Source organism: Hymenobacter norwichensis DSM 15439, assembly GCF_000420705.1.
Lineage (GTDB): Bacteria > Bacteroidota > Bacteroidia > Cytophagales > Hymenobacteraceae > Hymenobacter > Hymenobacter norwichensis.
On sequence record NZ_ATVL01000009.1, the window covers coordinates 540,645 to 554,818 of the forward strand.

13 protein-coding genes, 2 tRNA genes and 1 pseudogene are annotated in these 14,174 nt (G+C 52.3%); 9 read left to right on the plus strand and 7 right to left on the minus strand.

The features are described from left to right. Positions 1 to 68: 68 nt before the first annotated feature. Positions 69 to 1,394, minus strand: coding sequence for a hypothetical protein (locus G536_RS0117160; RefSeq protein ID WP_157530719.1), 1,326 nt, complete (start codon positions 1,392 to 1,394; stop codon positions 69 to 71). Positions 1,395 to 1,672: 278 nt separating this feature from the next. On the opposite strand from G536_RS0117160, the gene G536_RS0117165 reads away from it, so the two are divergent. After that, positions 1,673 to 2,629 carry an ADP-ribosylglycohydrolase family protein gene (locus G536_RS0117165; RefSeq protein WP_022824836.1) on the plus strand — a complete coding sequence of 319 codons (957 nt, stop codon included), beginning with the start codon at positions 1,673 to 1,675 and terminating at the stop codon, positions 2,627 to 2,629. 68 nt (positions 2,630 to 2,697) lie between these two features. On the opposite strand, the gene G536_RS0117170 is transcribed toward G536_RS0117165, so the two are convergent. Further along, positions 2,698 to 2,943 (minus strand): hypothetical protein, encoded by a 246-nt coding sequence (locus G536_RS0117170; protein ID WP_022824837.1) that lies wholly within the window; start codon positions 2,941 to 2,943, stop codon positions 2,698 to 2,700. Between the two features lie 662 nt (positions 2,944 to 3,605). Further along, positions 3,606 to 3,679: transfer RNA gene (locus G536_RS0117175), tRNA-Asp, on the minus strand. 346 nt (positions 3,680 to 4,025) lie between these two features. Here G536_RS0117175 and G536_RS32905 point away from each other — a divergent pair. Beyond that, positions 4,026 to 4,415 (plus strand): annotated as a pseudogene (locus G536_RS32905) (BLUF domain-containing protein). 644 nt (positions 4,416 to 5,059) lie between these two features. Here the strand turns inward: G536_RS32905 and G536_RS0117190 are convergent. After that, a tRNA-Asp gene (locus G536_RS0117190) sits at positions 5,060 to 5,133 on the minus strand. A 251-nt stretch (positions 5,134 to 5,384) separates the two neighbouring features. Here G536_RS0117190 and G536_RS0117195 point away from each other — a divergent pair. The 5 genes from G536_RS0117195 to G536_RS0117215 all read left to right on the plus strand — a co-directional run bounded on the left by G536_RS0117195 (position 5,385) and on the right by G536_RS0117215 (position 9,462). Then, entirely contained in the window at positions 5,385 to 6,332 is a 948-nt protein-coding gene (locus G536_RS0117195; RefSeq protein WP_022824839.1) for an acetyl-CoA carboxylase carboxyltransferase subunit alpha, read from the plus strand. An 89-nt stretch (positions 6,333 to 6,421) separates the two neighbouring features. Continuing rightward, positions 6,422 to 7,270: an MBL fold metallo-hydrolase gene (locus G536_RS0117200; RefSeq protein ID WP_026880306.1), complete on the plus strand. Its 849-nt coding sequence runs from the start codon at positions 6,422 to 6,424 to the stop codon at positions 7,268 to 7,270. A gap of 62 nt (positions 7,271 to 7,332) precedes the next feature. Beyond that, the gene (locus G536_RS28535) at positions 7,333 to 8,145 is read left to right on the plus strand and encodes a patatin-like phospholipase family protein (RefSeq protein ID WP_022824841.1); all 813 of its coding nucleotides are present in this window, start codon (positions 7,333 to 7,335) and stop codon (positions 8,143 to 8,145) included. Positions 8,146 to 8,271: 126 nt separating this feature from the next. Continuing rightward, positions 8,272 to 8,844, plus strand: coding sequence for a 1-acyl-sn-glycerol-3-phosphate acyltransferase (locus G536_RS0117210; RefSeq protein WP_022824842.1), 573 nt, complete (start codon positions 8,272 to 8,274; stop codon positions 8,842 to 8,844). Positions 8,845 to 8,904: 60 nt separating this feature from the next. After that, positions 8,905 to 9,462, plus strand: coding sequence for a hypothetical protein (locus G536_RS0117215; protein ID WP_022824843.1), 558 nt, complete (start codon positions 8,905 to 8,907; stop codon positions 9,460 to 9,462). A gap of 30 nt (positions 9,463 to 9,492) precedes the next feature. Here the strand turns inward: G536_RS0117215 and G536_RS0117220 are convergent, their stop codons facing one another. Next, a complete protein-coding gene (locus G536_RS0117220; RefSeq protein WP_022824844.1) occupies positions 9,493 to 10,158 on the minus strand; it encodes a DUF4159 domain-containing protein in 666 nt (221 codons plus the stop codon). A 284-nt stretch (positions 10,159 to 10,442) separates the two neighbouring features. Between G536_RS0117220 and G536_RS28540 the strand changes: the two genes are divergently transcribed. Further along, entirely contained in the window at positions 10,443 to 11,876 is a 1,434-nt protein-coding gene (locus tag G536_RS28540) for an RtcB family protein (RefSeq protein ID WP_022824845.1), read from the plus strand. Here the strand turns inward: G536_RS28540 and G536_RS0117230 are convergent, their stop codons facing one another. Beyond that, positions 11,877 to 12,587 (minus strand): 16S rRNA (uracil(1498)-N(3))-methyltransferase, encoded by a 711-nt coding sequence (locus tag G536_RS0117230; RefSeq protein WP_022824846.1) that lies wholly within the window; start codon positions 12,585 to 12,587, stop codon positions 11,877 to 11,879. A gap of 104 nt (positions 12,588 to 12,691) precedes the next feature. Beyond that, positions 12,692 to 13,477 carry a S1/P1 nuclease gene (locus G536_RS0117235; RefSeq protein ID WP_022824847.1) on the minus strand — a complete coding sequence of 262 codons (786 nt, stop codon included), beginning with the start codon at positions 13,475 to 13,477 and terminating at the stop codon, positions 12,692 to 12,694. 126 nt (positions 13,478 to 13,603) lie between these two features. Between G536_RS0117235 and G536_RS0117240 the strand changes: the two genes are divergently transcribed. Next, positions 13,604 to 14,158 (plus strand): hypothetical protein, encoded by a 555-nt coding sequence (locus tag G536_RS0117240; protein WP_157530721.1) that lies wholly within the window; start codon positions 13,604 to 13,606, stop codon positions 14,156 to 14,158. Positions 14,159 to 14,174: the final 16 nt, after the last annotated feature.

Sequence of the window (14,174 nt, forward strand, 5' to 3'; positions counted from 1 at the left end):
TTGCTTAGCAAACCAAGTAAGCTAATGCATTACTATTGAGCGACAACCTCGCTATAGCCATTCAAAATTTATGGCATCTTACTAATGGTTCCTACGGAGGTGAGATGCTGAGCTGGCTTTAGAAAGACCAGAGATGCAAAAAGAAAGAGGGCTGCCAGAAGGGCAAACCCAGGCGACATACTTCTGTTTATTAAAAACGAACTGGCAATGAACAAAAGCCAGAACAGTGAAAATAATTTATTAATCGTTCTGTGTCTTCCAGGTGATATATATATAGTTGCAGTAGATAAAAGTAGAATGAGGAAAAATTTAGTTATATAACATAATTCATTATTTTTCCATAAAAAAGATAAACTATAGCTGTTAGAGCCGTATAATGCAGATAGAAAAATGCTAATTATACTAAATAATGCGTAATGATTTATCGATACTTTATCTCTAAAATAACCATATGTTGATATACAAAAGGTGGTGAAAAAAATCATACTAGGAAGCCAATTTTTAGGATTACCACTTCCTTCAGCCGTGTTTTTTACCGCGCTTTCAACTATTACGAAAAGTAAAATTATTAGAGGTAATATAATATATAAAAGTGTTTGATAGAAATTTTCATATGCTATGCTAAGCTTCGTAGTCTTCAGCCTGTTATTAATAGCTTTATTTATAGGTATTTTCAATAAATATAATAATACAGCTAGCAGGAAAAACCAAGTTGCAAAAAGCTCTGATCCTTCTTCTAATAAGAGAAGCAAAGGGTTCCTTTTCCAATGAGCTGGATTAGCAGAAGATTTAAAGGTGTTTATTTCGAACGCCTCTTGTATAGGATTGCTTAGAAAGAGCAGGGTTCCCAATATAATGCAGATTAGAGAAGGTAAATTATTTTTTAATTTAATGATACCGAATAATATTATATACGTGCCTACAGAAGCTACTATGATATAAAAGAAGAGCCATCCATTGTTATTTCCTGCAAAATCTATTGAATTGCCTATTGTTTCATGAAATGAACCAATTTCGTCAAAGGAAAGCAGAGTGAATATCAATCCTATTCCTATCCAACCGTAGCTCAAAATTTTCCCCCACCAATCATCTAAGTGGTTATAATCTACCGCAAAGCATATTATAGCAACAAAGGCTACCACCAACAATAGCATAGATGAATACCAGGTGGCTATGTTATTTTCAAAGCTCAGGCTACACTGCAGTAGTAGCAAATAGGTGATTTTCGAAGGTAGAGCAGTAGATTCAGTTAAGTAGCCATCTGGGTAATACCTATCATATTGAGTGAGTATCCAAGTGGTGAATAAGAAGAAAATATTAAGGCCAGCAGAAGTGCATAGAATGACTTTGGCCTGCTGTAATGACACTCTAAAAGTGTGGGGTTGGCTTGTCATGATGGACTGATGCTTAAATAAAATATATGTTATATTAAATATAAATATGTTAAAATAAAACTTTAAGTGGTAGTTTAAATCTAGATGTGGGTTTGTAAGAGGAGGATAATGACTCATCATGCCCGCGGCCGGTGCGCAAGTGCTATTTCTTTACTTGCTTTCTAGCTATGCATCGCACCCGCTTGCAACTTTGTATTAGCACCCATTACCACCGATCTATACCAGATTAGACTATCACCTAATCTTTCTGTATACTTTCGCACTCACATAAATAACATATGTCTTCTCTTGGATCCCAGCTCCGGGCCGGCTTGCTCGGGCTAGCCGTCGGCGACGCGCTGGGCGTGCCTGTAGAGTTTCAGAGCCGCGCCGCCCGCAAAACTGATCCTGTAGTGCACATGCGCGCCTACGGCACCCACAACCAGCCAGCTGGCACCTGGTCCGATGATGCCTCGCTCACGTTTTGCCTCGCTGAAGCCATAGCTGATGAGTTTACTGTAGGGAAAGCCGCCGAATACAGTCGCCGGTGGTTCTACGAGAAACTGTGGACGCCTCGTGGTTCTGTATTTGATATTGGCATTACCACCCGCGAAGCCCTCAACCGCCTGCATGTAGACCCTAACCTGATTCTGGCCGGTGGCACCGACGAGTATAGCAACGGCAACGGCGCCCTCATGCGGATTTTGCCATTGGCATTCTATCAAGCCGACGCGCCGTTACAGGCGCGTTTCCAATTAATCCGGGAAGTTTCGGCTATTACACATGGGCACATCCGTTCAGCGGTGGCCTGCTTTCTGTATCTGGAAATGGTGCGGCACCTGTTGGCAGGTTTATCGCCGGCGGCAGCTTATAGTCAAGTATGCCAGCACGCACCAGTCCAACTTCACGAACTTAATATCCCAGCGGCCGAAGCCAATCAATTCGAACGGGTTCTGAGCGGCCGCCTACCTAATATCAGCCAAACCGGCATCGACAGCGGCGGCTATGTCCTGCATACGCTGGAAGCCTCTCTATGGTGCTTGCTTCGCTATACCACCTACGCTGATACCGTGTTGGCAGCTGTCAACCTCGGCGATGATACCGATACCACGGGTGCTGTGACGGGGGGACTGGCCGGCATCTACTACGGTGAGGCAGCCATCCCGAGCGAGTGGCTGGCCGTATTGGCCCGGCGCCCCGATATTGAAGCTTTAGCTGCTCGTACGGCCGCTGTGGTAAGTCGCTCCAGCGAGTGAATATGAATAGGAAAAATCATAAAAAAGGCCTGGCAGTTATGCCAGGCCTTTTTTATGGTTGAATATATTTATTTCCCAAAAGAGAGAAACTTGAAGAATCCTTTACGCTTTTTGTCGCCTTTGTAATAGCTGTAATTGGGGCGGTGCAGGATGGGCTTGCGAGCTGTTTTGAATGCAATTGGCAGGGCCGTAGTAGTTTCTGGTAATCCAGCCGTTTCGGTTGGGACAGTTGCCAATGCATTAGCCTCCACAGTAGTTGAAGTAGCTCCTGCCAGCAGGAAAGTGCCGAGTAAAAGAGTAATCATTTTTTTCATATAGCGGAGGCGCTTTGGTTGATGATATAGCCAATATAATCTGTATTATTTTTATAATCAAAATGATGAATTTAATTTTATGGAAAATTTATATAAAATATTTTATGTTCAATTACACACAGCAGTCGTCTCGGTTAATCTTGATATGAAACTTGCTTCTCTCTGATTTTGAGTACTTTGTGATAATTAGTAGATTGTATTTATCTATTATGCAATATTGTTGAACCTGTGGATCGAAAACCATTTTTAGGTTGATTGATGTAGTCAACAGCTCGCAACTTGTAGCACGCAGGACTGTAGCCAGCAAAGCCAGCGCCAGTATTAGTGATGCTGGCTTTTGCTAATGATATATAATAGAACCAACCGGTGATGCCCATCGGCTAAGCGCTAGACACGCTCCACAGCAATTTGTATGACAAGGTTTCCTCCGTGCTCTGAATCAAGTAAGCCGAGCGAAAACCTGCTTCCTGGCACCTACTAGCTATTTGTTTCTATTCTCCTGCGAGTATGATTGCCATGAGTCAACCGCAGAAAGCAATGCTGCCACCTCGCACTGCGTACCAGGCGAGGTTACTCTTCTAAAGCAACCTTCGCATTGATAAATAAAGAATAGCGCTTTAAAGCGAAAAAGCCCCTACAGCGCGTGCTGTAGGAGCTTTTTGCGGTCCGGACGGGACTCGAACCCGCGACCTCCGCCGTGACAGGGCGGCATTCTAACCAACTGAACTACCGAACCAGTTCGCCTTGCCAAATCGCCAATTGCTTTTCGTTAAGGTGCTGCAAAGGTAAGAGCGAAATCTGTAGCTGCAAGCAAAAAAACATGTTTTAGGCCTTATTTAGCCAGAGTTTTTAGTAAGACGCAAAGTGCTAGGTATTTATATGTAGCAATTCTGTTTGAATTAGTTAGTAGGAGTAAGCACAAAAGCTGCCTCTTAAGTGCCTAACCATGGTTTGTATTCTCTGAAGGAAGCCCAAAGCAAAGGCAAAGCGTAAGAGTTGTTGAATGGACACCGCTCATTTTTGCTAACATAGAGAAAACCAAATACCTATCTTGCCACTCCAACCTCTATCCCTTCGTTTCCATGCATGACATCATTTATATGAGTCGGGGCGTGCGTCCAATGAATGAAGAAGAGTTGGTGACACTACTTGAGCAGGCACGCCAAGAAAATGGACATCAGGGAATTACTGGCGCTTTAGTTTAGGGTGACGGCCAATTTACGCAGATTGCTGAAGGCGAGGAAAGCGTATTGGCGGTTCTTTATGCTAAGCTTCTGCAAGATGCGCGGCACATGAATATGATTAAACTCGCTGATAAACAAATAGGGCAGCGCAGTTGTCAGCAGTGGTCAATGGGCTTCCAGGTGGTTTCGGCTGAAAAATTTGCCGAGTTGGCGGACTGCGTTGATCTGGTACAGATGATATGGATGTACCTAGCCTTAGCGCTGCCGACGCTTTATTACTACAAATGACGAAAACCTTCGTGCCTACTCCACTCAAGGACTAGGCTACGGGTGCTCAACTTCGATGGGCTGCATGGGTAACCACTTACGTGAATGTGGTGCCATGTGCTGATTAACAGCCTTATAGATACAGGCTTTTCTAAGACCACTTTAGAAAGCTGAACCTACTCCTTTTGAGATGAGGGCGCTGCTAATTGAGCAGCCGATGGAATAGAAGGTACCTCTGGAGCGGCCGGCATGGGAGTACGGCCGGCAAGAACTGCGCAGCAACTGCATTCCGGCCAGTTGAGCGGGTTGCCCGGTAGCCGGAAGCTAGGCTCGATGCTCTGTGCAATCTGGCAGGCGGGATGAGAGTGATACGCATCAACTACGCCATTGCCCCGAACGTGGGAATAAAAAGGATATTCTGAACGCATGGAGCAACTAACCGCTAGCAGATCGTATTGTTTCCTGTCAAATCGTATAAAGTAAAATACGCAGTATATTCTGCTCTGTCTACTGTTCAACGGTTCTAAAGACCAATTGCCAAAAATGTAGTTGCACGGGCTGGGTGCGGGGAAACAAACCTGCTGGAGCGAAAGCCTTGCTTGTTATTGTTATGATAGCGCTTTAAAGCGAAAAAGCCCCTACAGTGCGTGCTGTAGGGGCTTTTGCGGTCCGGACGGGACTCGAACCCGCGACCTCCGCCGTGACAGGGCGGCATTCTAACCAACTGAACTACCGAACCAGTTCGCCTTGCCAAATCGCCAATTGCTTTTCGTTAAGGTGCTGCAAAGGTAGGGGGAGCCACGACATTTCCCAATCCACGCCAAGAAAAAAGTAGCTAAAAACGCTGTTTTGCGCATTTGTAGCTGGTTATCAGCGAGAAAAACTTTCTTCGGAAGTACGCAGTCACAAGCATGTTGCGAGTGAGGTGCTTCGCTTACCTTTGCTTCCTTCCTCCTTTCACCATTACACCGACGCATTCCTCTCCGGCCAATGCTCCTCGACTTCGAACAACCCATTGCTGCCCTTGAAGGCAAGCTCCGCGAAATGCAACAACTGGCCCTCGATAGCCAGGTAGACGTTTCGGACGCGGTAACCGCCTTAGAAGCTAAAATAAAGTCCCTTAAAAAGGAAACCTACGCCAACCTGACCCGCTGGCAGCGCGTGCAGCTTTCCCGGCACCCCGACCGACCATACACGCTCGACTACATCGAGGGCATGACCGCGAAATTCGTGGAGCTGCACGGCGACCGGACCGTAGCCGACGATAAGGCCATGGTAGGTGGGTTTGCCGAGCTAGATGGGCGCTCCGTGATGTTCATCGGGCAGCAGAAAGGCCGCAACACAAAGCAGCGGCAGTTTCGCAATTTCGGTATGCCCAATCCCGAGGGCTACCGCAAAGCCCTCCGGCTAATGAAGCTAGCCGAGAAATTCGGCAAGCCCATTGTCACGCTAATTGATACGCCCGGTGCTTTTCCGGGTTTAGAAGCTGAAGAGCGGGGGCAGGGCGAAGCCATTGCTCGCAACCTCAAAGAAATGTTTCTGCTGAAGGTGCCCGTAATCTGCATCATCATTGGTGAAGGGGCTTCGGGCGGCGCACTGGGTATTGCCATCGGCGACCGGGTGCTGATGCTGGAAAATACTTGGTACTCCGTTATTTCACCGGAATCGTGCTCTAGCATTCTGTGGCGCTCCTGGGATTACAAAGAGCAAGCTGCGGAGGCCCTTAAGCTAACAGCCACCGATATGCTTGGTGCCAAACTAGTGGACGGCATTGTGAAGGAGCCCCTTGGCGGCGCGCACACCGACACAGCCAAGATGATTCAAACACTCAAGAAAACCATCCTTAAAACGCTTGATGAGCTAGAGGCACTGCCGCACGAGGAGCGCATCAGCCAGCGCATTGATAAGTTTTCGGCCATGGGAGTGGTGCTGGAATAGTTTTTTCGGCTGTTAGCTGATGGCTATGGGCTGTTAGCTTTTCCACCGGAGAGCTAGCAGCCCATAGCCATCAGCTAACAGCTAGAAAAATGATGATTCACACGCTCGATACCGGTTTGTTTAAGCTCGATGGAGGCGCCATGTTCGGTGTGGTGCCCAAGAGCATGTGGCAAAAGCTCAACCCCGCCGACGAAAACAACATGTGCACCTGGGCTATGCGCTGCCTACTGGTAGAAGATGGCAACCGGCTGGTACTCGTGGACAACGGCATCGGCGACAAGCAGGACCAGAAGTTCCGCGGCCACTTTTACCTGCACGGCGACGATACACTGGAGCAGTCGTTGCGCCGGAAAGGCTTCACCTCCGCCGATATTACCGACGTATTTCTAACCCATCTGCACTTCGACCATTGCGGTGGCTCGGTGCTGCGCACGCCCGACGATAAGCTGCAACTGGCTTTCCCAAATGCTACTTATTGGAGCAACCAAGCGCACTGGGACTGGGCCGTAACGCCAAATCCGCGCGAAAAAGCCTCGTTTCTGAAGGAAAATATCCTGCCGATTCAGGAAAGTGGCCACTTGCAGTTCGTGGACCCAATTGCCGGCGTACCTGATGCGCTGCCCAGCTTCCGCGAAATCGTCTTTGCCGACGGGCATACTGAAAAGATGATGCTGCCCATGCTGCGCTACAAAGACCGGACGGTGGTGTTCATGGCCGACTTGCTACCCAGCACCGGCCACGTGCCCTTGCCCTACGTCATGGCCTACGATATGCGCCCTCTCGTGACGATGGACGAGAAAGAACAGGTGCTGCGCCGGGCCGCCGACGAAAATTGGGTGCTGGTATTGGAGCACGACCCGAACGTGGAGTGCTGTACCGTGCAACACACCGAAAAGGGTGTCCGGTTGGCTGAAACCTTCCGGCTGGCTGATCTGTAAACCGGCAAATTCCACAGATGGCAAGTTGTAAATCAAGTCGATAAACTCCGTTTGCATCTGCCATGCCCTTACTCTACCCGGCTCCTATTTCCACTCCCCAAGCGTCCCTGGGCTTGGCGCTGTCGGGTGGGGGCGCGCGGGGTATTGCGCATTTGGGGGTATTGGCGGCGCTGGATGAGCTGGACCTATCACCCACGCATTTGGCGGGAGTTTCATCGGGGGCTATCGTGGGGGCTTTTTACGCGGCGGGCTTTCCACCCCGCGAGATTCTGCGGCTGTTTACTGGCGTCAATGTCACGCGCCTGATGCGGCTCTCGTTGAGCCGCTACGGACTGCTGCGCCTTGATGCCGTGCAGGTGCTGCTGGCCCAGCACCTGGGTGCCGACTGCACATTTGCCGATTTACACCGCCCCCTGACGCTGGTCGCTACCGACCTGACGGAGGGCGTATCGGTGTACTTTGCGGAGGGGCTGCTGATTCCGCCGCTGTTGGCTTCCTCAGCCGTGCCCATTCTGTACCGGCCCGTTGAGTTTGAGGGGCGGCAGCTAGTGGATGGGGGCCTACTCAACAACCTACCCGTGGCGGCGCTGCTAGGCCAGGGGATGCCCGTGGTGGCCGTGAATTGCAACGCCGTGAACCGGGCCGCCCGCGTCACCACCTTCCGGACGCTAATAGAGCGGACGTTGAACCTGGTGGTCGATGCCAACACCACGCTCAGCAAGCAGCAGTGTAACCTGTTGCTGGAGCCGCCCGAACTTCGCTTGTACCGCACTCTGGACTACCGCCTCGGGCATGAGTTATTCGACATCGGATATCACTACACGATGAGGCGTGCTGATGAGCTACGGGCTTTGGTGGAAACTCGTAACGGCTAGCAATTCTTTCATGATGGGCGCTTTAACTGCCAGGGGTAGCCTCCGGGAAAAACGGCTTTCTATTAATTTCTGTATTTACTTTTAGCTTTACCCTGGCTTGTACCCACGCAAGCCTTTATTCTCTGCATGGCTGCTCGCAAAACGTCCACTTTCTGGTATTACATTTCTAAAGCAATATTTTGGGTGGCCGGCTGGAAACTCAACGGGGTAGTACCACCTAACATCAAGAAAAGCATGATGATTGCGGCGCCCCATACCAGTAACTGGGACTTTATTCTGGCCCGCGCAGCCTTCTTCCTGATGGATGTGGACGTGAAGCTGACCATCAAAAAAGAGTGGACCACGGCGCCGGTTTTGGGTGGCCTCGTTCGGTCGTTGGGCGGTATTGCCGTGGACCGCAGCAAAAACAATAGCCTCGTGGATGGTATGATCCAGCTGTTCAAGGAGCGCGACGAGCTGGTGATTCTGATTACGCCCGAAGGAACCCGCGCGTATCAGCCGCGCTGGCGCAAAGGGTTCTACCACGCGGCAGAAGGAGCCGGCGTCCCGATTCTGCTAGGCTTTCTGGATTACAAGAAGAAGGAAGCCGGCGTAGGACCTGCCGTATATCCGAGCGGTAACTACGAAGCCGACCTAGAGAAAATCAAAGCCTTCTACCGTACTAAAACTGCCCGATTTCCTGAGAAAGGGGTTCGATAGTGGGCTTTTCTGCCTGTTAGTGCCTTGCCTCAACAAATTCATTGAATCTATCCGCATCCCATGGAAAAGCTGCAAACCCTGCTCTGGATTTTGATTGGTCTGGGCGTTTTCATTTGGCGGATGGTGCAGAAAGCCAAGGCTACTACGCAGCGCGAGCAGCAGGAACGCAAGTTTTCCCGGCCCGATAGTACCGGACGGCCGCGCCCGGTGGCGCCGCCGTTGCCGGCCACCTCTTTTGATGAGATGCTGAAGCAAATGCAGGCCCAGAACCGGGCGGGTAACTCAACCAACCAAACCACGACTGCTGGCCGGCCGTTCCCCCAGGAAACTGCCCATACGCCACGTACCTTGGAGCAACCTACAACAGTGGCCAAGTCCTTGGAAACGAGTAAGGAAGCTCGCTCGCTGGAGGTGCCGGTGCACGAAGCACGCCGGGCGGCTGGGTTGCCTCGCGCGGCCACCCAGCACGGTCAAGAGGACTACTGGAGCCGAGTGCAGCGCCAACACCGCGAGCAGGTACGCCAACAAGCCCTGTCTAGCATACAGGAACGCCTCCGGAACCCCGCCGATTTGCGGGCGGCATTCGTGCTAAGCGAGATTCTGCAAAGGAAGTTCTAAGTTCCGTCCCTTCTGCTAACTATCGGGCTGTTAGTCCTGCGTCAGAGCGTAAGTGACGAGGTTGGCGCCCATGCGGAGGGCGGCATCGTGGGTAGCAGGGGTATCCTCGGGGTAGGTGCCCAGGTCTTCCCAGCCGTTGCCTAGGTCGCACTCAAAGCTGTAAAAGCACACCAGCCGCCCTTTGTAAAGCATCCCGAAGCCTTGCGGCCGCTTGCCGTCGTGCTCGTGTACTTTCGGTAAGCCTCTCGGGAACTGATACTTCTGGTGATAGATCGGGTGGGAGAAGGGCAGCTCCACAAAGTCCAGTTCGGGAAACACCTTCTTCATTTCCGGCCGGATGAACTTGTCGAGGCCGTAGTTGTCATCAATGTGCAAGAAGCCGCCGCCAATCAGGTAGCGGCGCAGATTTTTGGCCTCGCCCTCGGTGAAAGCCACGTTGCCGTGCCCGGTCATATGCACAAAGGGGTAAGTCAATAGCTCCGGCGAATCCAGCTCCACGGTGGCTTCATCGGGGGCTATGTTGGTGCGAAGCGCCTGGTTGCAGAAGCGGATTAGGTTGGGCAAGCTGGTTTTGTTGGCGTACCAGTCGCCGCCGCCGCCGTAGTGCAGCTTGGCAATGCGGAAGCTGGGCGCCACCGGCGCAGCGGCCGTAAGGGAAAAAAGCAGCAGCAGGGGAAGCAGCAGGGTTTTTAGCATAAGAGTCTTCAGGGCAGAGTAAGCAAGCTAGTAAACAAAGTAACGGATAGCCGCGAAAGTTCAGCCGGGTAGTTATGAATAGTAACTCAATAAAGGGCGTCATTCCGAGCTTGCCGAGGAATCTCGCGTGTCGGCTTTGGATTACTGTTGCAACGTTAGCACGCGAGATTCCTCGGCAAGCTCGGAATGACAGTCTAGTCGATTTTTGCAACAATGAACTGCGCTTTAATTCATTTATTGCCGAATAATTAAGACGGTTACTTGCTACTACACGCTATACACTCATGATTACTGGAAAAGATTTGGTGGACCTGGGCTTGAAGCCGGGCAAGATGTTCAAGCAGATTCTGGAGCACATCAACGCCAACAAGCTGGAAGGTGAAGCACTGCGGGAATACCTCGATACCGTGAAGCCTGCGCCCGAACTGCCGCTGCTGGCGGAGCCCGTGTTTTTTCACGAAAACATCAGCGCCGACACCCCAGTGGAGCAGGCCAACATCGACTACGTGCGGCAGTCGATGCAACAGCTGATGCGTACCCCCACGGTAATAGCCGGCGCCATTATGCCCGATGCTTGTCCGGCCGGCCCGGTTGGCACTATTCCGGTGGGTGGCATTGTGGTGGCCCGCAACGCCATTCATCCCGGCATGCACAGCGCCGATATCTGCTGCTCGGTGATGCTGACCAACCTGGGCAAAGTGGAGCCCAAAACCGTGCTGGATATCGCGCAGCAAATCACGCATTTTGGGCCAGGCGGCCGGCAACCGGAGCGGCAGTTTGCGCTGCCCGCAGAAATTGAGGCGGAATTCCGCGCCAATCCATTCCTGAATTCTTTGCGCAGCCTGAACTCTGCCCGTGAGCACTTGGGCACGCAGGGCGACGGTAACCACTTTCTATACGTGGGCGTGTCGCGCAACACCGGCGACACGGTGCTGGTGACCCACCACGGCTCCCGCGGCCCTGGGGCCGCCCTCTACACGCAGGGCATGAAGGTAGCCGAACGATTCCGCCAGGCCCTGTCGCCGGAAACGGCCCCAGCAAACGCCTGGATTCCCAGCGAATCAGAGGAAGGTGAACAGTATTGGGCGGCGCTGCAAACCATTCGGAAGTGGACCAAGCAAAACCACCAGTGCCTGCACGATGCCATCAGTAGTCAGTTGGGAGCGGCGGTGCAGCAGCGGTTCTGGAACGAGCACAACTTCGTGTTCCGCGACGGTGACTTGTTCTATCACGCCAAAGGCGCCACGCCGCTTGACCCCAAGTTCATGCCCGACATCACCGGGCCGCGCATTATCCCACTGAATATGGCTCAGCCTATTCTCATTGTAGAAGGCGCTACCACCAAAAATAATCTGGGCTTTGCGCCTCACGGAGCTGGCCGAAACCTAAGCCGGACCAAGCATAAATATAGCAAGCTCGGCCAGACCAAGGAGGAGCTATTCGCCGAAGAGACCCAAGGAATTGATGCCCGGTTCTATTTCAACCAGATTGATATTTCCGAGCTGCCCAGCGCCTACAAAGATGCCAACGACGTGAAGCAGCAGATTACGGATTTCAAGCTGGCCAGTATCATCGACGAAATCCAGCCCTACGGCTGCATCATGGCCGGCGACTGGGAGCAGGATGCGCCCTGGCGCAAAAAGAAACTAGCCAAAGAAGCCGCCCGCCTAGCCGAATCGGCAGATTCACAGGCCGATGGGTCGGCGCTGGTAGAGTAGCTAGCCTGCCAGTTCCTGCGCTACATGCACGGTATGCACGGCGGCCAGCGCGGCGGTTTCGGTGCGTAGTCGGGAAGCTCCGAGGGTAACGGGCCGGATGCCGCGGGTAAAGGCAGCTTCAATTTCCTGCGGCGTGAAGTCACCTTCCGGGCCGATGAGGATGCAGCAGCTGGCTCCAGTTGCTGCCACACGGGCTAAGGGTGTTCGTTCACCGTCTTCGAGGTGAGCCATGAAGGTGGTGGAGGCGTCCACGGTAGGTAGGAACGCTGCGAAATCGGTAAGCTCCGTTAGCTGCGGCAGCCACGCCTGGCCTGACTGTTTGAGGGCGCTGACCGCAATTTTGTGTAGGCGGTCCAGCTTCAGCTCACGCCTTTCGGAGCGGGCACAGCGCAGAAACGTCAGCTGATCGATACCTATTTCAGTGGCTTTCTCCACCAGCCATTCCATCCGGTCGAGGTTTTTGGTGGGGGCTACGGCTACGTGCACAAAGTAGGCGCGGCGCGGTACCTGTTGCTCCTGCGTGATGCGCAGTTGGCAGCGTTTGGGGTTGGCGTCCGTCACTTCGGCCTGATACACGCCACCGCGGCCATCAACCAGTTCCACCGTGTCGGAGGGAGTGAGGCGCAACACCCGCACAGCGTGCTTGCTTTCGTCTTCGGGCAGGGTGTAGGAAAGGCCGGAAAGGTCGGGGGCGTAGAAGGTGTGAGGCATCGGGCAAAGATAGAGGGCAGCCGCCTTGCAAAATAAAACCCCACCAGCTGGCTGCCGGTGAGGTTTCTATTATCAACATGAAAAGCCACAAAGGCTTACAATGGTTAGCCCAGGGTGCTGTTTAGCAGCTCTGCCAGCCGGACGCCGGCCTGCTCAATCCGCTGCTTCATCAGCTCGGAATGAGCTGGATAGTACTTGTAATCCACGTCGCCGTTGGCAGGGACATCCTTGTATATCTGCTCACTGGCTTGGTATGACTCCCAAAACCATTGTTCCGGCGTGGCCTTCTGCCACTCCCGCACTTGCTGGCGGGGCAGTTGATGGTCATACTGAGCGGCCATTTCGGTGTAGGTAAGGCCTTGGTAGTCAAGCAGGCCACTGTCCCAGAGGCTGTGCAGATTGGTGTCTTTGCCGCGGTACTTGAGCTTGATGTCGTTGCCGCCTTTATCGTCGGCGTGGCCGGCGTGCAGGGGCTGGTGTGCGTCGCCTACGATGTGTACCACAAACTTCAGCGCGGCCAGCCGTTCGGCTGGTGTCTTGTTGGTGTCTTTCAGCTCCAATAGCTTGGCCTGAAGGACATTGTAGGCATTCGGCTGCGTCTGCGCTTTAAGCTGCTCGATGTATTGGTCGTGGGTGAGGCCGGAAGGAGTGTTAACGTAGTGCCAGGGGGCCGTGTCTTTGTACTCCGGATAGTAGCGGATTTCGTCGGGCCAGGTGCTAACCAGTGTCAGGGTTTCGGTGCCGAGGAGCTTTTGAACTTCGCGGCGGGCTTTGCGGGAAAGGTGCTGTTCGGCAATTTTACCGACGGCCCGGTGCCCATCTACACCCCAGGCCCACAAATGGAACGGAGTAAGAAACAGCAATAGGAGCGGCAGGAGGCGCTTGCGCATGGCAAAAAGAAGAAATAAAAGATGCGTTGAAAAAACAAAATTAATGCTACTGACACCAACTTCTGTACTATTGCCAGAATCTTGCTTCCCGACAAGGCACAAATAACCCAGGCGCAACACTGGCACATGACCACCGCTGACTACTGGAACGGCCTACAGTTCGACTATCTAACCACGTACTCATTGCTACGTGGTCCTAAGTGGGTGCAGATGCAAGCAGCTATCCGCCAGCAAATCCAGGAAAGCCGCAAGCTTTTGCTTACTGCGCAAGGCGCTCAACTTCTAACAGCAAGGCGTCGGCTGGAACTGCTGCACCGGAAAAACAATCTGGATGGAAATCTGCTTACGGAGGGCCTTACCGAGGCCTATCACCTAACAGCCAGCCCGGTAGCTACCCTGTCGTGCCAGAGCACCAAAGCACGGGAACTGGCTGCTATTCTAGCACAACCTTCGCACGAGCGGCAATATTTGATGTGCGCTCCTGTATTCCGCGACGCTCTAGCATTTTATAATGCCAAGCACCAACTGGTAGCTGTATTGAACGTGTGCTTACAGTGTGAGCAGCTATACAACGAGGCCGGAACGGAAATCAAGGCTGATACTGCTGTATATCCGGCGCTGCGGCAGTGGTTCGAGGCGTTAGGTCACAAAGTTGGAGATGAATACGGGGTAAATCGATAAACCCCCGCTGGCAGCA